The sequence below is a fragment of the Neobacillus sp. DY30 genome (genome assembly GCF_030123065.1).
Classification (GTDB): Bacteria; Bacillota; Bacilli; order Bacillales; family Cytobacillaceae; genus Neobacillus.
Genome location: NZ_CP126093.1, coordinates 2,110,264 through 2,129,655 on the forward strand (window position 1 = coordinate 2,110,264; position 19,392 = coordinate 2,129,655).

The 19,392-nt window shown below is 38.0% G+C and carries 14 protein-coding genes; 8 read left to right on the plus strand and 6 right to left on the minus strand.

The window, feature by feature from the left end:
• Positions 1–13 precede the first annotated feature (13 nt).
• The 4 genes from QNH29_RS10330 to QNH29_RS10345 all read right to left on the minus strand — a co-directional run bounded on the left by QNH29_RS10330 (position 14) and on the right by QNH29_RS10345 (position 2,491).
• Positions 14–1,150: a zinc-dependent alcohol dehydrogenase gene (locus QNH29_RS10330; protein ID WP_283864695.1), complete on the minus strand. Its 1,137-nt coding sequence runs from the start codon at positions 1,148–1,150 to the stop codon at positions 14–16.
• Between the two features lie 18 nt (positions 1,151–1,168).
• Complete coding sequence (locus QNH29_RS10335) at positions 1,169–1,537, minus strand: spore coat protein (RefSeq protein WP_101648872.1); 369 nt, start codon at positions 1,535–1,537, stop codon at positions 1,169–1,171.
• Between the two features lie 16 nt (positions 1,538–1,553).
• Positions 1,554–1,799: a spore gernimation protein GerQ gene (locus QNH29_RS10340; RefSeq protein ID WP_066255762.1), complete on the minus strand. Its 246-nt coding sequence runs from the start codon at positions 1,797–1,799 to the stop codon at positions 1,554–1,556.
• Positions 1,800–2,053: 254 nt separating this feature from the next.
• Positions 2,054–2,491 carry a hypothetical protein gene (locus QNH29_RS10345; protein WP_283864696.1) on the minus strand — a complete coding sequence of 146 codons (438 nt, stop codon included), beginning with the start codon at positions 2,489–2,491 and terminating at the stop codon, positions 2,054–2,056.
• Between the two features lie 667 nt (positions 2,492–3,158).
• On the opposite strand from QNH29_RS10345, the gene ltrA reads away from it, so the two are divergent.
• The 6 genes from ltrA (at position 3,159) to QNH29_RS10375 (ending at position 15,476) form a co-directional block, all read left to right on the plus strand.
• Entirely contained in the window at positions 3,159–4,451 is a 1,293-nt protein-coding gene (ltrA, locus tag QNH29_RS10350) for a group II intron reverse transcriptase/maturase (RefSeq protein WP_283865585.1), read from the plus strand.
• 418 nt (positions 4,452–4,869) lie between these two features.
• Complete coding sequence (locus QNH29_RS10355) at positions 4,870–5,199, plus strand: zinc-ribbon domain-containing protein (RefSeq protein ID WP_283865586.1); 330 nt, start codon at positions 4,870–4,872, stop codon at positions 5,197–5,199.
• Positions 5,168–5,290, plus strand: a complete 123-nt coding sequence (locus QNH29_RS30405) for a zinc-ribbon domain-containing protein (RefSeq protein WP_481858824.1) — start codon at positions 5,168–5,170, stop codon at positions 5,288–5,290. Before QNH29_RS10355 ends, QNH29_RS30405 begins: the two co-directional genes overlap by 32 nt.
• Before the next feature lie 462 nt (positions 5,291–5,752).
• Positions 5,753–6,028, plus strand: a complete 276-nt coding sequence (locus QNH29_RS10360) for a hypothetical protein (RefSeq protein WP_283864697.1) — start codon at positions 5,753–5,755, stop codon at positions 6,026–6,028.
• A 683-nt stretch (positions 6,029–6,711) separates the two neighbouring features.
• Positions 6,712–13,050 carry a pectinesterase family protein gene (locus QNH29_RS10370; protein ID WP_481858792.1) on the plus strand — a complete coding sequence of 2,113 codons (6,339 nt, stop codon included), beginning with the start codon at positions 6,712–6,714 and terminating at the stop codon, positions 13,048–13,050.
• An 89-nt stretch (positions 13,051–13,139) separates the two neighbouring features.
• A complete protein-coding gene (locus QNH29_RS10375) occupies positions 13,140–15,476 on the plus strand; it encodes an OmpL47-type beta-barrel domain-containing protein (protein ID WP_283864698.1) in 2,337 nt (778 codons plus the stop codon).
• Between the two features lie 151 nt (positions 15,477–15,627).
• On the opposite strand, the gene QNH29_RS10380 is transcribed toward QNH29_RS10375, so the two are convergent.
• The gene (locus QNH29_RS10380; RefSeq protein ID WP_283864699.1) at positions 15,628–15,756 is read right to left on the minus strand and encodes a hypothetical protein; all 129 of its coding nucleotides are present in this window, start codon (positions 15,754–15,756) and stop codon (positions 15,628–15,630) included.
• Positions 15,753–17,006 (minus strand): ATP-binding protein, encoded by a 1,254-nt coding sequence (locus tag QNH29_RS10385; protein WP_283864700.1) that lies wholly within the window; start codon positions 17,004–17,006, stop codon positions 15,753–15,755. Before QNH29_RS10385 ends, QNH29_RS10380 begins: the two co-directional genes overlap by 4 nt.
• 415 nt (positions 17,007–17,421) lie before the next feature.
• On the opposite strand from QNH29_RS10385, the gene QNH29_RS10390 reads away from it, so the two are divergent.
• A complete protein-coding gene (locus QNH29_RS10390; protein ID WP_283864701.1) occupies positions 17,422–17,871 on the plus strand; it encodes a YflT domain-containing protein in 450 nt (149 codons plus the stop codon).
• A 725-nt stretch (positions 17,872–18,596) separates the two neighbouring features.
• Positions 18,597–19,334 carry a GntR family transcriptional regulator gene (locus QNH29_RS10395; RefSeq protein ID WP_283864702.1) on the plus strand — a complete coding sequence of 246 codons (738 nt, stop codon included), beginning with the start codon at positions 18,597–18,599 and terminating at the stop codon, positions 19,332–19,334.
• Positions 19,335–19,392: the final 58 nt, after the last annotated feature.

A 19,392-nucleotide genomic window follows, 5' to 3' on the forward strand; every position in this document is an offset into this window, starting at 1 on the left:
TATACCTCCTTCCTTAAGGTTTCAACACGACTTTTATACAATCATCCATTTTTGTGTCAAAAATCTCATAGCCACGCTTTGCTTCACTAAGTGGAAGTACATGACTTACGACATCTCCTGGATCAATTTTTCCGGTCGTAACTAATTCAAACATATATGGCATATAGTGGATGACAGGTGCTTGACCGGAGCGGATATTGATATTTCGCTGCATAATATCTCCAAAAGGGAAACCATTATATCTGCCGCCGTAAACGCCAGTAACTTGAATTGTCCCGCCTTTACGCACTGCTTGTGAAGCCATGATAAACGCACTTAATGCTCCGCCTTGAAGCTTCATTCCGCTTGCAAGGAACTCCAAATCAGTCATTTTACCGTCCATACCAACTGCATCAATGACAACATCAGCGCCGCCTTTGGTGATTTCCTTCAGGTAACTTCCTACATTCTCATGGTCCTCAAAGTTAACAATTTCTACTTTGTTGGTGCGCTTGGCGTGCTGCAGGCGATAATTGACATAATCAACTGCAATGACTCGCTTTGCCCCTTTTAACCAACAGAATTTTTGAGCAAAAAGACCAACGGGACCACATCCAAGAACAATAACTGTATCTCCACCCTTTACGCCTGCATTGTCAACAGTCCAAAAACCAGTAGTCATCGCATCGGCAATAACGGTTAACTTTTCATCTGGTTCTTCACAAGTCTCTGGAATTTTAAAATGAGTAAAGTTGGCAAATGGCACTCTTAAATATTCAGCTTGCCCACCTGGATAGCCCCCCGTCGTACCAGAATATCCGAAATAGGCACCCATATCACCATTATCATTAGAATTATCACATTGGCTTTCCAAATGGTTTTTACAAAAAAAGCATTCACCGCATGCTATATTAAAGGGAATAATTACTCGATCTCCCTTTTTTAGTTTAGTCACACCCGGGCCAACTTCTTCGACGATTCCCATTGGTTCATGGCCAATAACATAGTTTTCTTGAAGGTTAGGAATCATGCCATGGATTAAATGTAAATCAGAACCACATATAGCTGTACTCGTTACTTTAATAATCATGTCATCTGGTTTTTCAATCTTTGGATCTGGAACTTCTTTGACTACAACATTTTTAATACCTTGATACGTTACCGCCTTCATTGGTTACAGCCTCCAGTGTTAGTGTTCATCAGGTGTCCGGTCAAACATACCTTTTCTATTGGTCTCAACAGGAAATAGATTCATTTTGCCAATCATCAAAGTATTGTTGGCAGAGAGTTGGTCTAATTGATATTGTTCACTTAATTCGTATGGATGGAACCATTTTTTACTAATCATTAATTCTGTAATTTCTTGGTGCATGGCAATTCCTTGCATTAACTGGTTTCGTAAGAGGGTTCTAACATCAGGTGACGCGGACTCCGTTAATGCAACCGCAATATTGCGCACACCTTCCTTGGCACGAAGAAGTAAATCCATCGCAAATGTGGTATCTGCTAACTCTGGTACGTGTAGCGAGTTTATAGGGTCTAAATAGTCATTGTTCAATGAATTTGCCTTCCTTTCAATTTATTATTGGTGTTGGCCGGTTTTGAGGAACAGGCGCTTCAAAAGGTGCACGTTGATAAATTGCCTGTAATTCTCCAAGTGCTTGCATGGATTGTTCAACATCTTTTTGCATTAGTGCTCTCAAATCATGATCAAATACCAGTCCTTGCATTAGTTTTGATTTCGCTAAGCAAAGGGTTTTGAAATTAATAACTTCATGTAAATCCAATGATTCATGATCGGCTAATTTTTGATTATCCATTTCTAATTAACCTCCTTATTCGTTAATACAATCAAATGTATTGTTTCAAAAATAAGAGGGAAACATTCTTTAAGTTTTTTTTATAATTGGTATATTATCTTAAATGGTTGGATTATTTATAAAGCGGGGGAAATTCATTTATTGTGATTGCTGAGGATGATTGCTGCTGCGGTTTTTTTCTTGTAGCAAAAAAAATGTTCAACCAGAAATATCTGGTTGAACTTATACTCATATTGTTGATTATGAACCTCCATCTAAGAAAAATCGTATTTATTATTGAAGAGACGTCTTATAACAGACATTGAAAATCTGACCAATAAAAAGGAAAAAGAAAGCGAATAAAAAGTGGTTTTCCAATTCCACCCCTTTTTATATTTAACAAGCTGTGTGTTTTTTTCTAGCCATAGCTCAGTCATAGTCATGGGTACACTGAAATACAGAACTTTTAAAAGGCACTGAAGGATGCGGGAATCAAACACCACACTTGTTTTAACTTGTTTTGGAAATCGGGTGGGATATTTAACATAACCAGTATTTACAACAAGTTTATCGACCAATGATGCATAATAACTTTTTATAAAGAAAACAAAGAGCCAGTCCTTTGCGAGTGATTTTTTAATTAAGTAAATAAAGGAACTAATACCAAAGAAATATAGCAATTTTATAAGGTTTTTTTCAAATTTTCGACCCATGTTTAGCGCCTCCATAAGATAGGTTATCTCTGAGGCAGGTGGTTATACTTAGGACATTCGAAAATTAGATAAGTAAACAATGAATGAATAAACAAGGGTCTATTTTTTTATATAAAAACTTAAACAAAAGGGTGCGTTGATCAAAGAAGGATTAACGCTTTTTTTGTTGGCGTGCCCAGGCAAGCCGTTAATTGCTAACTGGTGGAAGTCCAGTCTAGGTAAGAACCAAGTCGCCTAGTAGCTGACAGGCAGCTGGTGGAGTAATCCTAAGGTTGAAGCCCTGTGCCAGCAACTTTACAGGTTGTAACATAAAGTGAATCCTGCCGCCTCGTCAAGAGCAACCTGGAAACAGGACAAGGAGAAGTCGAGCCTTGCGACAAAGGGCGAAGACCATGGAAGGTGTGTAGAACTTGGAACAACACTCAAGAATCTCTCGGGGTATGGGGAACGACATGTAAAGAAAGTAAGTTTCGGAACTGGGGAGACCCTACTTTACCCTTACGGTTAAGGAAAGAGAAAGCCTATAAGCAATTGCGAAATGGTGGACTGTAAAGAGGGAGTCGGAGGAGGTCATAGTACCAATGATTATCATGACAACACAACATGATGTAGGGAAGGACCTCTACTTTGTTCATGTGTTTAAAGGAGGTAAGAGTAAGTGAATGCTATGAAATTAGCTAACTACACCGATGTAAAAGCTCAAGAACTTTGGAAAACACTATATCTATGTGCCAAGGAGAATCCGAAACGTAAGTTTCATGCTTTATATGATAAAGTTTATCGACCTGATATATTACTAGAAGCCTGGAAGCGTGTAAAAAGAAAGAGAGGTAGTGGAGGAGTAGACGGACAAACGATTGAAGAAATCGTTACTAACTACGGGGAAAGAAAATTCTTAAATGAGCTGTATACTCAGCTAAAAGAGAATAAATATAATCCAAGCCCTGTACTAAGAACGTATATTCCAAAAGAAAATGGAAAGAAGAGACCATTAGGGATTCCGACTATAAAAGATAGAGTGGTACAAATGGCAACAAAGTTGGTTATTGAACCGATATTTGAAGCTGATTTTCAAGAATGTTCTTTTGGTTTTCGCCCAAAAAGAAATGCACACCAAGCAATGGCTAGCATAAGAGAGGCAAGCAAAAGAAGTTCATGGGTAGTGGACGTTGATATTCAAGGGTATTTTGACAACATAAACCAAGAAAAGTTGTTAAAATTAATAGAACAGAAAATCAATGACCGCAGAATCCTAAAGTTAATTCGAAAATGGCTACGTGCTGGGATAATGGAGGAAGGTAATGTTAGAAATCCCCTAACGGGGACACCACAAGGAGGAGTGATTTCTCCTTTACTAGCGAATATTTATCTAAATACATTGGACAAGCTCTGGTTAAAGAAATTCCATCACCTAGGAGAACTAGTTCGTTATGCAGATGATCTTGTAATATTAACAAGAACAAAACAACAAGCGATTGAGAGTATACAAGTATTACAGGCTATTATGAAAAAGCTAGACTTGACTATTAATCGGGACAAATCAAGACTAGTCCACTTGTTTGATAATAAAGAGGGGTTCGATTTCCTAGGTTTCCACAATCGTAAATTCGAAGTACATAATAAAGGGGGAAGACCCTTTTACGCTATGGCTCATATTCCGAAGAAGAATGCCATGAAAAAGATGAGAGCAAAGATAAAGGCATTTACAGAGCCAAGAACCAAGTTATATTTAGACATTAAGGAATTGGTAAAAGGATTAAATAGAATACTGCAAGGGTATAAGAACTATTACAAGATTTCACCAATCGCATTTAAGTGGCTAAATCAGATTGACTGGTATGTGCTTGAAAGGCTCACACTCTTTTACAATAAGAAAAAGAACAACAGAAGAAAACATGGTAACTTAAAGACTATTCAGGATGAAGTAAATTATTTAATCGTAAAGCTAGCACGGAATTAACCGTAAAGCACAAGAAAGAAGAACATCGGAAAGCCGTATGAGGGAAAACTTCACGTACGGTTTGATGAGGGGGAGCTGAAATTAAATGAGGATAGCGTAAGCTATCTCATTGAAATCAGTTCTCTACTCTACAACAAGCAAGGGATAAAAAATTGGAAACCAATACCTTAAATTTATTATTCCTTCTTCAAATTTACGGGGGCTTTGTTGGAACAAGGGCTAAAGCCTTTTTCTTATTGAAGTAACGGAAGGTTAGTGGAATAATGGCTTTCATATATCTGGTACACACTTAAAGGAGATATGGAATACTCCTTTGAAAAACAAAAAAGCTACCGTAACTTAAAATGTACCCGATAGAGTAGACACTAAAAAAGTCCTCTAACTCGGTTGCCCTTTTTGTGCAGGAAAAAGGGTTTCAATTGATAATTGTTTAGCTACAGTAAATCTAGAGTTAGCCAAGGAATGGTGTCAAGAGAAAAATGGCAATTTAACAATTTATGATGTGACCCGTAGCTCTGGGAAACAAGTATGGTGGAAATGCACAAAAGGTCATGAATGGACTGCGAAAATCTCCTCTAGAAACAAAGGTAACGGTTGTCCCTATTGTTCTGGTAAAAAGGTGTGTAAGGATAATTCCTTGGAAACGGTTGATCCCATACTTGCAGAACAAAGGCATCCTGCCAAAAATTCATTGACACCTAAAGAAGTTACCGCACATTACGGAAAAAAAAGTATGGTGGGCATGTAAGAATGGTCACGAATGGGAAGCTACCGTTGACCAAAGAAGCCGTGCTCGTACTAGGAATTGCCCTATTTGTATGGGAAGGAGAAAAAATTAGACAGATTTGACACAATTAAACCTAACAATTTATTGGGTCTGTTTTTTTATTATGATTAGCATTTAAGCTAATCATTTTTTATTCACTGGACAAACGATTTTTAATTCGATAAAATTACTTTAAACTGTAGCACATGGATATGTATAAACTGTGTGGTTACGGTGAGTATTTTTATAAAATATTAAAGGATAAATCAGGACTTAGCCCATACATAGCAAGGAATCAAACATTATCAGAAAATTCAAAATGACTATCCAAGTCTTCAAAACTGCTTGAGACCTGCGTGCCAGGTCTGGTGGGGTCGATTCCCACACAGTCCCGCCAACATAACTTTAAGTAAACGCTCAATCACTTAATTGATTTTTAAGTCTAGTGGGCTTTTTTGCGTGCGAAATTATTGGCAGCTTAGAATTCTCAATCATTTTAATTAAAAATTTATTTATAAACGAAGGAGCAAGAAAGATGAAGTTTCCCAAAAACATTATATTAGATTCTGTTGCTGAACGTAAAAACGACCCAGATTACGGACTAGAATTTGTTCAGGAACTTGGAAACGATGACGCAGGTTTTTCTGAAATGGTAGTAATTATTTTTAAGTACAAAGGAAAATATTATAGTGTTGATATCCAACGTGTAAATGGAGAAAATAATTACGATCATTGGGACGTTGAAGTTGATTGTCCTGAGGTAATACAAAAACAAGCCATTCAATATTATTGGGAAGAAGTCAAAGCTTAAATTAATATTTTATACAATACTTAAAATAACGGTTTATAGTAATCTAATAAACACTATAAAGCGAGAAACCTTGATCAAACTATACTTCACGGTACATTAAAATTTTAGAAAAACTGGTGCCAGCAAACTTCAAAACAGATTGAGACCTAAGCGCCAGGGCTGGTCTGTTCGATTCCCACGCAGTCCCGCAAAAAAATATTACATAGTACTAGTGCGACTGGTTTTGTGTGTACTAGCGTGTCAAATCCACCAAATTCTTGAAAGAAGGGTGGATTTTTTTATGGCTATTTGACGTTCGAAAGAATGTCAAATACTATTTCTTCTAAAAATATTAAACAAAAATAGTAAAATTTTATATATAGTTATCTGAAATTTCTAATTATAATAAATGTTGCAAAATAGTTCTTAACCATCTTGTTCAATTTCCTTAACATGATAGAAACTATAAAACTTCTTTGCTTTTTTTCGTTTTTCATTGGTAAATCATCAAAGTCATTTCAAAATACGGATTATTAAAAGAGATATTTAGGTTATCTCTTTCTAATAATAAAGATTTTTTGTTGCAAGGGGGTGAAAAGGGGACGTCGCAGTAACTATATGATACTTATAGTTCTGTATACAACTAGGATGTAAATTGGAAACGGTTTCAAGTTATCTAGGGCAAATTAACTAGGGAGGAACAGATGGTTGTAAAAAAAGTATTAAGAATTATTTTTATGTATTCTCTTGTACTATCTATTGTAGTAAGCGGATTCGGAGGATTTCCAAACACTACGGTTCATGCTGCCAGCCTTTCAATAACTAGCGGTGGAGGTTGGTTTGAAACGGCATATGTAGAATGGTCGCCTGTAAGTGATGCGGCAGGGTATAACGTATATGTTAAATCTGCGAGTGCACAAGATTCTCAATATAAACAAATTGATTCTGAATTAATTCGAAGCTACGGATCGTATTGGAGAGCTGACGCGGTAGGGCTTGCAGCTGGAGACTATGTCATGAAAGTTGAAGCAGTACTGTCAGATCGTTCAACAGTAAGTACGGTTTCAAATACGCTGTCCGTAACAGCACATGACAGATCAGGATTTGCTTTTGCATCAAACTCAACATATGGCACAGGTTCAGGTGCTTATAATGATGATGGAACACTTAAGGCTGGTGCTCAAGTTGTTTATGTAACATCTGAGAATGCACAAACCGTAACTCATGATGTGATCACCAGCAGTTCAGGAGCTGTAACAACTGCTGTGGGTATAGGTAACATTCTGAACTTGAGACAAAAAGGCTATGATAAAACACCGCTTGCCATTCGATTTATTGGAAAAATTACAGATGCTGACATGAATGGGCAACTTAACAGCAACGGATATCTTCAAGTGAAAGGTAACTCCAATTATTCGGAAATGAATATTACATTAGAGGGTATCGGGGAAGATACTTACGCTTATGGATGGGGGATCCTGCTTCGTTATGTCGGTAATGTAGAAGTAAGAAACTTAGGTATTGCCCTATTCCCTGACGATGGTATTTCAATGGATACTGGCAACGTTAATGTTTGGATTCATCATAATGATCTTTTCTATGGAACAGCAGGAGGAGATGCCGACCAGGCAAAAGGCGACGGTTCCACTGACCTGAAAAGTGGATCCACCTATATTACCCTTTCTTATAATCACTACTGGGATTCCGGAAAAGCATCTCTAGTCGGTTTGAATGAATCAGCAGAATTCTTTGTAACCTTGCACCATAACTGGTTTGATCATTCAGACTCTCGTCATCCGCGAATAAGAACAGGAACTGTTCATGTATACAATAACTTTTTTGACGGTATCTCTAAATATGGTGTTGGTGTAACAACAGGAAGTTCATCCTTTGTGGAATCAAACTACTTTAGAAATGCGAAATATCCAATGATGAGTTCCTTGCAAGGTACGGACGCTTTAGGAGTAGGTACATTCTCGGGCGAAAATGGAGGAATGATTAAAGCATACAACAATCGGATTGTTGATGCTGCAAGTCTTATCTATGCCAATTCCGATGCAGGAACAACTCCAGCTCACGAGACATCATTTGATGCTTACTTAGCTTCGTCAAGAAGTGAAACCGTTCCAAGCTCTTACAAAACCCTAGTAGGCGGAACAACTTATAATAACTTTGATACTCTCATCGATTTGGGCGTAACGGCATCTGACATTGATGACGTAAGCCTAGTCGAACAAACGGTTACAGCAGAAGCTGGACGCCTAAATAAGGGAGACTTTACATGGGAATTTGATGATGCTGTTGATGATCGATCGGCTAGTCTAAATACAGCACTGATGTCTAAAATACAAAATTATAAAACCCAACTTGTATCTGTAGGGGGGCAATCAACTCCATCAGAGCCAACAAAACCAACAGAACCAACACACAGAAAAATCGACGTATGGGACTTTGGAGGAATTCAAACCTCGGGAGATCTATACAACAATAATATTACAGCGGAGGTTCTGAACAGTAAAACTACAATTAAGTCCGGGACATTTGTAACCACTGCTTTTGGGGATTTAACCATTGCCAATCCGGTTACAAGTGATAGGTCCTACTATTATGAGTCAGATGGCTCTACCGTAGGTGTAAATTCCTCTGGTTTCTGGGGAACTCAAAAGTACAGTTATGAAGACGGATATAACGCGAACGGAGTTTATTACGCAAACGGTACGGGAGGTTCCACGAGAAGGTATTTGACTCTTGATAATGTTGCAGCTGGGGATAAAATTACCGTTTATGGTGGAACGAGTAATGGAGATGAAACCCTTCACTTTGTTCACGCAACTGTGAGTGTAAGTGGTACCACAGTTACAGTAAAACCGGATGCTTCACAGGTTCAGGATAGTACAGCTGCTTTTACAACATCTGCACAAAAAGTTGAATTCACAGCACAATATTCCGGATCGTATCAAATTTATGTTTCAGCTGATAAAGGCGGTAAACCTTATTTCCAAAGAGTGATGAGGACTCCAGGCGTTAAGGTAAGTGGAGCTGTGAATTTAAATGGCAGCGATATTTCTGCAGGTTATGCACTTAATTTTACGAATCAGAAATCAGGCGATACTACAACCGTAAATGTTCATGCAGACAATACCTTTGATGCGGTTCTCGCAACGGGCTATGATTATATTGTTAGTTTAAAGAATATAGCCAGTTACAGAATTTCCGATGAAACCAAGGTCATAAGCACATCCACTTCTGATATTACGGCAGGAAAAAGTGTTAGCTTTGATGTTGTAGCTAACAAGCTTGTTTCCGTTAGTGGTAATATTAAGGGCTTTGACAGCAGTTATGATGTAAGTAAATTACAAATCAAATTTACTCCTCCAGATGGAAGCCTTGTCTCACCGGTGACAGCAATCGTAAATACCAATGATAAGACATTTACAGCAGATGTTCAGGATGGAGTACAATATACAGCCGTTATTTCGGGTGTTAACGATTATGAAATTGTCGATGGCGGTATTATCAATTTAAGCGCTGACACCGTTCATGATATTACAGTTGCTAAAAAAGCAGTACACACTGCAACTGGTTTATTCCAGGGATTACCGTCAACTGCTCAAATTTCAAGTCTTACATTTACAAATGTCGATGATGGATACACGTATGCTGGGACCGTTTCAAATGGCGGATACACAGTAATTCTTAGAGATGGTGCATATGAGGTTACAGCTGTTAGTTCCGAGAATTATAGTACGAGTTCTCACGTAGTGATGAATGGGCAGGATAAAACAAAGGATATTTTGTTTGTTAACAACACTGCTCCAGAATCCCTTGCCTGGGTTCCGGATTTGTATGTTGGCGACAGCTCAAAGACCAATAATTTCAGTACAGTTAAGGATGCTCTCGATGCAGCAGCCCGAATGAATCCAACAGATGAAGCTCACAGAATCACCATTCATATTGCACCGGGTGTATACAGAGCACAGCTGGTAATAAATACTCCATATATTACACTTGTAAATTCTCATTCAAATCCAACGAGCGATCCAAGTACGCAGGTTAAAATTACTTGGTATTACGGTATTGGGTATAAATATTACAGCATGGGGCCTAACGGTTTCTATGATGAAGAAAAAGCATTTGATAAGTATTCCAAAAATATTGCCAGTAAATGGGGAGGTACCGTTTATCTCACCAGTAAGGCTTCCGACTTCAAAGCAGAAAACATCATATTTGAAAATTCCTTCAACAAATATATGACAGATGAGGAATTAGCAGATGGTGTGGAGCTTGCCAATATACCATCCGCAAGCCCGATCAATGTAGAAAGAAAGTCTTTTACAGATGTTACTTCAAAAGCAGCTACAGAAAGGGCTGCCGCTATGATAATCGAGGGAAACCGTGCAGAGTTTGTGAATTGTAGTTTCCTAGGAAGCCAGGACACACTTTACACCGGTGGCAGCGGTACGAATAGCAGTTATTTTAAAAACTCTTTTATAGAAGGTAACACAGACTATATTTTTGGTGATGGAAATGTGGTATTTGATAATGTTACATTGAATTTTGCCGGTTACAGTGATAAGGCTGTAGGTGGTTATATCACAGCAGCAAAGGATACAGCATCCCATGGTTACCTATTTAGAAACAGTACTGTAACAGCCAGCAGTAAGAATATGCAAACTTCAGGTTTCTTCGGAAGACCTTGGGGAGCAGGAGCAAAAGTAACCTTCTTGAACACTAAGCTTCAGAGCAATTCGATCATAGACCCTAAAGGCTGGACGGATATGAGTGGCCCGCCTGAAAATGCAAATTTTGCAGAATACAATACAACATATAACCATTCAGCAGTAGATACATCCCAAAGAAGAGGATCCGTTTTAACGGAGGCACAAGCTGCAGAAATTAATGTTGCCGATTATCTTGGAGGTTGGACACCATCATCTTATACAGCTGACAGTGATACAGCGCCAACATTTAAGGTTGCTCCTTACTTCACAACAGATGATGATATCAATATACCTTACGTTGGAAATACCATTAGCTTAGGTTATGAATTTACTAATCCAAATGATAACGTAAACGACAGTTCTTTAATTCAGTGGTACAGAGTAAGTCCGGAGGGAACTGAAACGTTGATCCATGCAACAACAGCATATATTTCCAAAACTTACAAGATTACTAGTGCCGATGCAGGCAATTATATCAAGGCTGTTGTTACGCCGGAAACCGTGAATGGTTTGAAGGGCACACAGATGTCTATTAAACTTGACAACCTGGCTAGAGTAGGCTCGTCCGGTGGCGGAGGGAATGAGATTCCGGATGGTCAGCGTGTAAATATTTATCTAGCAGGTGATTCAACGGTCAAGACATACGGCCCAACCTCAGATACAGGCGGCTGGGGAGAATACTTACAGAAATTTTTCAATTCGGATAAGGTGAATGTTGTTAATTATGCCAACGGAGGCAGAAGCTCAAGGAGCTTTATAAATGAGGGAAGTCTTGATAAAATCGCTTCTACCATTAAAGCCGGAGACTATTTGCTGGTTCAATTTGGACATAATGATGAAGCCAATCAATCAGGATTTCTCTTAGACAGATTTGTTTCTATGGGAGAACCGGATGCAAATGGTATTTATCCTTCCATTCCGGGTGTTGAAGAGGCCACACCGGCAAGTCTTTCACTACAGTATGGAGCAACATTTTATCCATATACTAGCGGAACCTTCAAGTGGTATCTGCAGCAGTATATTGATGTAGCAAAAAATGCAGGTGCAACACCTATTTTAGTTACTCCTGTTTCAAGACAGTATTTTTACGCAGATGGCACCATAAGAACTCATCATGATGCTACGGACACCACAACTGGAACAGTTATAACTGCCAATAATGCTTATGTAAGAGCTGTTGAACAGTTAGGTGCAGAACAGGGTGTTAAAGTGATTGATATGTTTGATTTAACAAAAGAGTCCTTTGAAAAAGCATACAAGAATGACCCTGCAGCCACTAATGGAAGCTCGCCTTCAGCAAAGGCATTAATGGTTCCTGCAGATTCAACTCATAATAATAAGATTGGCGGTTTTTATAATGGCGCTTTAATTGCCGATCAAATACAGGACCTTGGATATAACATCTCTAACTACGTTATTCCACCTATAAGAGTAGGCGGTGTAGACGGTAAGAACAGCGTACAATTTGAAGTGGATTCAAACAGTAAAGTAAGTGTATATACCCCTGATGCAAGCGGTGTTTATACAAGTCAGCTAAATACGTATTGGACTGGTGAGACCCAGGCTCTTATTGACCGGCTTTCCGCACCTGTGGATCATACCGCTCCAGTCACAACCTCCAATGCTCCAACGGATTGGTCGAATGACGAGGTAACCGTCAAACTGGACGCTTCCGATAACGAGAGTGGTGTTGCCGAAACCTTTTATTCAATTGATGGGTCTGATTATGTGAAGGGTACATCCTTTACAATAGATTCCGAGGGAGACCATACTGTGTCCTTCTATTCTATTGATAAAGCAGGAAATATTGAAGAAAAGCAAACTATTTCTATTAAACTAGATTTCACTACTCCTACTATTGATATAACTGGCTTAGTGAATGATCGTTACAACGATTCCGCGGAGATCAATCCGCTCATAGAGCTCAAAGATCATTTGTCCGGAATTGACCACACAAAAACCATACTCACATTGGATGGAAACACCGTAGAAAATGGGAAGACCATTCCTCTTTATACTCTGCCGCTTGGTCAGCACGAGTATAGCGTAACAGCATACGATTTGGCTGGGAATAAGGTGACCCAAGTTGTTAAGTTCCAAACAACCACAAGCATCCAATCATTAAAGGAATTAATTAACCGCTTCACGGAAGCCGGATGGATAGATAGTAACGGCATAGCTAATAGTTTGCAGGGAAAGCTGGACGCGGAAAATTTAGCTGCATTTGTGAATGAAGTGAAAGCTCAAAGCGGCAAACATATTTCTGTACATTATGCAGATTATCTTATCCGAGATGCTGAATACTTGTTGTCTAATAAATAAATAGATTGATCAGAAAAGCTCCCACTTTTTTATATGAATGGGGAGCTTTTCTCAAGGCGGAGCTTCAATTGTTGAGAGGGGGTTCAAGAATGAAAATGAAATCAAAGAAAACGATTAGCACATTACTGACTTTCATCATGTTTTTCACCTTAGCATTTAACAACGTTGTGGCATTTGCCAGTGATACATCTAACAACTCGACAATAACAGCAAAAACTACTGCTGATACTCCAACGATTTGGATTGTTGGGGATTCGACCGTAAGCTCTTTTACGGATAATTACTATTATCCAAGGTATGGATGGGGCACTCAAATTGGAAATTATCTCGATGGCTCCTTCAACATACAAAATCTTGCCTTGTCCGGAAGAAGTTCAAAAAGCTATACATCTGATCCTGAGTATCAGACGCTGCTCGGCGGTATGAAGAGTGGAGATTATTTATTAATTGGTTTCGGCCATAATGATGAAAAAACGGAGCCGGAAAGATATACAAATCCGAATGGAACCTATTTGGATCCAGGATCATTTGCGAATTCCTTGTATGAAAATTATATTAAACCGGCTCAGGCGGCGGGAACTCAAGTCATCCTTTCTACTCCTATTGTCAGAAGAGCGGAATCGGGTGTATGGAGCAATTCCAATCTTCATATTACAGGTACTGTCGGAGAGTTTCCAGGCGGAGATTATCCGCAAGCCATTAGGGATTTGGGGACAGCGCTTAATGTACCGGTAGTTGATATGACTACTTTAACTAAAAGTTTATATGATGAATTGGGCCCAAGTGAAACTCTGTATCTTCATGCGTGGACCTCTTCAAAATCGCAAAGTGTGGATAATACACATACCAATATCTGGGGCGCAAGGTATAATGCATACCTTTTAACAAAGGCAATAAAAGAATTAGGCGTAACCGGAATAGCAGAACATGTGATAAATGCTGCAGCGCCAACGAAAGCAGATACATTAATTCCAAATCCTAATTACCTAGAGACGCCGTATAACGGTGAATTGCCGCAAAGTGCTTTATGGGCAGATTATGGTATTTGGAAAGGCACGGTGTTTGGTGATATTGGGGGTGTTCCAAGTACTGCAAATCAGACCCTTGAAACAGATAATGATGGAAACATGCATATTGCAGTAGCCAATAATAAAGGGAAAATAGCCAGTGTTACTGATGGATTTGCCATGTATTACTATAAAGTACCTGCAAACAGCACATTTACACTAACAGCTAAAGCGAAAATTAATGGGTTTAGTTTGAATGATCAAGTATCCTTTGGTTTGATGGCCAGGGATGAAATGCATATCGATTCTTATATAAACACTACTCTGGGTGATTATGTTGCAGCAGCACCTTTAAAGCTCACTAAGGCAGCGACAGGAGGATTTTGGAATAGTTTCGCTAGAAAGAGTGGAGTTCTTACCCAAGGTGGAACAGCTAAAAACCCAATTGCAGCAGGAGACACCATAAATCTTTCTATTACAAGCAATTCAGACGGTTATGCAACTAAATTTGGAAATGAAGAAACAATCACTGGTGGGTTTGATTTTAAACTTACAAGCATCGATCCAGATTACGTTTACGTAGGTATGTTCGTAGCACGTAATGCAGATATAACCTTTAGTGATATTAAACTGGTAGTTGATGGTGTTGAAGTGACAGCAGCTGATTCTACCGCACCTGTTACAGTGGCTACTGTCACACCAGCTCAACCGGACGGGCTGAACGGCTGGTATACAAACGATGTAAAGTTAAGTCTTAATGCTTCTGACAACCTATCGGGTGTGGCCAAAACGAAGTATAGCTTTGATGGTGGAAACACTTGGAAAACATACACTGAACCGATTACCATCAATCAAGATGGAAAATACGATATAAGCTATCGTTCATTGGATAATGCCGGAAATATGGAAGAGAAGCAAAACATTTCTATTAATCTAGATGCCACTGCTCCTACTATCGATATAACTGGCATTGCGAATGATCTTTACTACGATTCCGTGGACATCAATCCGGTCATAGAACTTAATGATAATTTGGCCGGAATTGACAGTACAAAAACAACAATCATTTTGGATGGAAACATCGTAGAAAATGGGAAGACCATTCCTCTTTATACTTTGCCGCTTGGTCAGCACGAGTATAGCGTAACAGCTTATGATTTTGCTGGGAATATGGTGACCCAAGTTGTTAAGTTCGAAACTTCTACAAGCATCCAATCATTAAAGGAATTAATTACACGCTTTACGGATGCAGGATGGATAGAAAGTAACGGCATAGCTAATAGCTTGCAGAGTAAGCTGGACGTGGAAAATTTGGCTGCATTTTTAAATGAAGTTAGGGCTCAAAGCGGCAAGCATATTTCTGTACAATATGCAGATTATCTTATCCGAGATGCTGAATACTTGTTGTTTAGTAAATAAATCATAATTGAAAAATTTAGCTCAACGGAAGTATAGTTCTCCCCCTTCTATATGAAGGGGGAGATTTTCTAGTAACAGCAGTGTTGTTATATTTGTAGGTTTTTTGTATGCGTAAAAATGTGAGAAAACCAGGGAAAAGTAGTAGCCAACCCTATGCTTTTTCAAGTAGAGAATCAATTTGAATTTCTCCCGAATAGCCTTTTGGCTTTTCGGCAACCCATTGATAATAAAGGCGCCAGATACCATCCAATATCTGGATGCCACCTGGCACCTTGTTCATGAAGTATAAATAGGAAGTGTTATTCGTATTATTGTTCCTTTATTTAAAACACTATTTATCTTAATTTTCCCATTCATTGTCTCTATTGTTTTTACAACAACCATTGAACCTAACCCAGTCCCCTTTTCTTTAGTGCTGTAATAAGGTTCGCCAAAACGGTTTATTTGTTCTTTGCTCATTCCAACACCGTTATCGCTTATCTCGATAATGATATCGAATTTACTTACGAGTGTAACTAAACTAAGCTCACCACCGTTTGGCATAGCCTCGATACTATTTTTAATCAGGTTTAAAAAACATTGCTTGAAATGTTGAATGTTTCCGCGTGTAATTCCTGGCACTAACTCTTCTGATATCTTCACCGAATTCATATTGGCCAATGGTTTCGTCATTTCAATAATACTTCTTATTTCACGATCTATTAAAATGATACCTATATCTTCGGTTGCAGGTTTTGCATATGCTAAGTAATCACTAATAATTGTCTCTGCAGATTTAAGCTCTCTAACCACATGTTGAAAGTACTGTTCTCTAACTTCTTGAGAAAGATTAGGGGCTTTTAGGAGATCAATAAACCCCTTTACAACTGTTAAAGGATTTCTAACTTCGTGGGAAATACTCGCTGCTAACTGGCTAACAACTTCCATCTTTTCTAGCTTTGCTATTTTTGACTTTATACTAATTGCGTCACTTAATATTTCTATTATATATACAACTAAAAACATGACTACTGGAGGAAGGAACATAAAATAAAACATATAAGCTTCAGTCACCCTAAATGAATCAGATATAATAACAGCTATAGAAGTTGTTAGTATTCCAAGACACAAAGATAACAGAACTGAGAAAATAAGCTTATTTTTTCTATTGAACATGCTGAACTTTTTTGAAAGTAGTGCCGTTATAATAAAGATCACGATATAAACAATAAGAGTTAGTGAATTGAATCCATAAATAAAAAATCTAAACGCCAACGAAATTATCAACAAGGCAGCCCCGACAGGCCATCCGCCATAAAGTATACCAATTAAAAAAGGAATTTGCCTTAAATCATGTACACAATATTCATCAATATAAATAGGGAATTTCATACATAAAATACTTGGTAAACTCATGCATGCTGTAATAAGGGTTTTTTGGTAATTTTTAAGCGTTTTAAAATTATCAATTAAAACGAAGAAAACAAAAATACTTACTAAAATGTAAAACAAATTATCTAAAACATTTTGATTAATATAAATGAAGTCCATAGTAAATATCCTTTGTCAAAATTTATTAAACAACTTAATAATAAGGGATACATCCAATAAAGAGAGATTTTTTTATTTAGTGAAAAACTCCCAAAAATGGATATTAACTTACTAGTTAAGAAATTTGCAAGAATATTATAGACAATGTTTATGTGTTAATGAAAGAGCTGTAAGATTATGATTGGTGCGAATTAAACCATGCTACAGTTAGGATTATTCATAGAGATTAAGGAAGGCTAGCAGGGGTTAAAAAGCGTATTGGTCCACAACATTCCGATATACAGGAGCGTTATGGTTTATAAAAAATGGCGGTGATCCTTCTACTTACAAAAGACTTATGGCAATAAAGTATGTTTAATTCCTTCTCAGGGCGGGTAGCTAAAATAAGGACAATCAATCCAAAGGAGGAATTTCAATGTACGAACATGAAAAGCATTTGGTGGGAGTTTACGATTCTGAACAAGAGGTTATTCAGGCGGTAGAAGATTTAAAACGCCAGGGTTATGCTTCAGAAGATATTTCAGTTATCGGGAAAGACAAAGACGTTGTTAAAGACATTAATGATACTACTGGTACGACAACTGAAAAAAGTGCCCTTACTGGAGCTGCAACAGGTGGGGCACTTGGTGGAATATTAGGATTGCTTGCAGGCGTAGGTGCCCTTGCTATACCAGGTATCGGACCTATTGTAGCGGCTGGGCCAATAGCTGCTACCTTGACTGGGGCGGCCGCCGGAGCAGGCATAGGTGGCTTGGCAGGAGTTTTAGTTGGATTAGGAATTCCTGAAGATGAGGCGGACCGTTACGAAGGCTATGTAAAAGAAGGTAAATTCCTTGTTGTGGTGGAACGCCGACAAACATTCTAGGTGAAGGAAAATGAGTGGATACAAAGATGAACCAAAACGATACAGACGTAACTATAAAATCAAATGGTCCATACAATGTTCCGGTCACTTCGATGAATCAAATAAAAGAGCTGGTATGAGAAATTTTTTTCATATCAGCTTTTACTTTAAATAGGCATTAATAAAAATGAAAAGAGTTTACGATAAAAATAATTAAGATTACTATATTTCCCCAAACTCTCTTTTTTTAATACATACGGCATCTTTCTTAGAGAAAAACTCACAAATATCGACATTATTCTAATAAGACTCATGGCAGAATTCCTAGCATTAACAGGGGGACAAGGTAAAATTGTCAATCCCTGGTTGAGTTAATTTTACTAATTTTGTAGATATTTGTTTAATAGATAATATATTGACAAGGGGGCGGAATTGAATTATTCTAAATTTAATTAATAATTCTGACAACAAGAAAAACTTTCCATGGTTTTTCAGTTACTGACAAGAATGAACTCCATTCTACAATCTCCTTCGGTAAACATCATCCTAGAGCCTTTTTTATTTCGAAATAATTGTAAGCGCTTTTAAAAAAGTAACTTCCTATTCCTAATTTCTAGATAGAATTGATCATAGCTTTACTCTAAATGGTATATACCAATTCAAAAAAACAAGAATTTACAAATGAAGTAAAAATACTATATTCTATGAATATGGATTGAATATGTGCATATACGGGAGTAATAGAGATGAGCAGAATGAACAAAGATGAAGAGGATGTTCCTTTTTACAAACAATTAAAAAATAAAATTCTCGATGAAATTGAAAGCGGAAAGCTTAAGCACGGTGATAAGCTTCCTTCGGAACGAGAATTGGCTGAGCAGTTTCAAATCAGCCGGATGACAGCAAGACATACCTTGTCGATCTTGGAGCGGGAAGGTGTAGTGGAGCGGCGTGTGGGGTCGGGTACTTTTATTAACAATAAGAAAATCCAAATGGATTTTGTTACCTTTAATAGTTTTACCAAGAACATGCTAAGTAAAGGATTAATACCGAGCACACAGATTTTGTCCATTCGTAAAATGAAAGCCACACCTAATTTAGCTCAAAAGCTTAAACTGCCCCTTGGAGAAATGATGATCGCTATTCAACGGCTTCGGCTTGTTAACGAGACTCCGATCTCGATTGAAGAATCTTTCCTGGCAGAGAAGCTTTGTCCAGGGCTCGATGAAATTATTACTGACAATGATTCCTTGTATGAAATTTTAGAAAGTGAGTACGGGATTGTCCTTGTCATGGCAAAGGAGTATATGCAGGTCACGGTTTCCGATGAGAGTGAGAGCAAGCTTTTGAAAATACGTTCCGAGAGCCCGTGTATCTTCCAAGAAGCAGTTGCTTTTGATACCAATGAAAAGGAAATTGAATTCTCCACATCCTTAACGAGAAGTGATATAGTCAAGTTTTATTCTGAATTAAAGCTGAAATGATGGTTAACATCATTTCAACGTAGTTTAAATGGTATATACCAATAGTGAAAATCGGGGG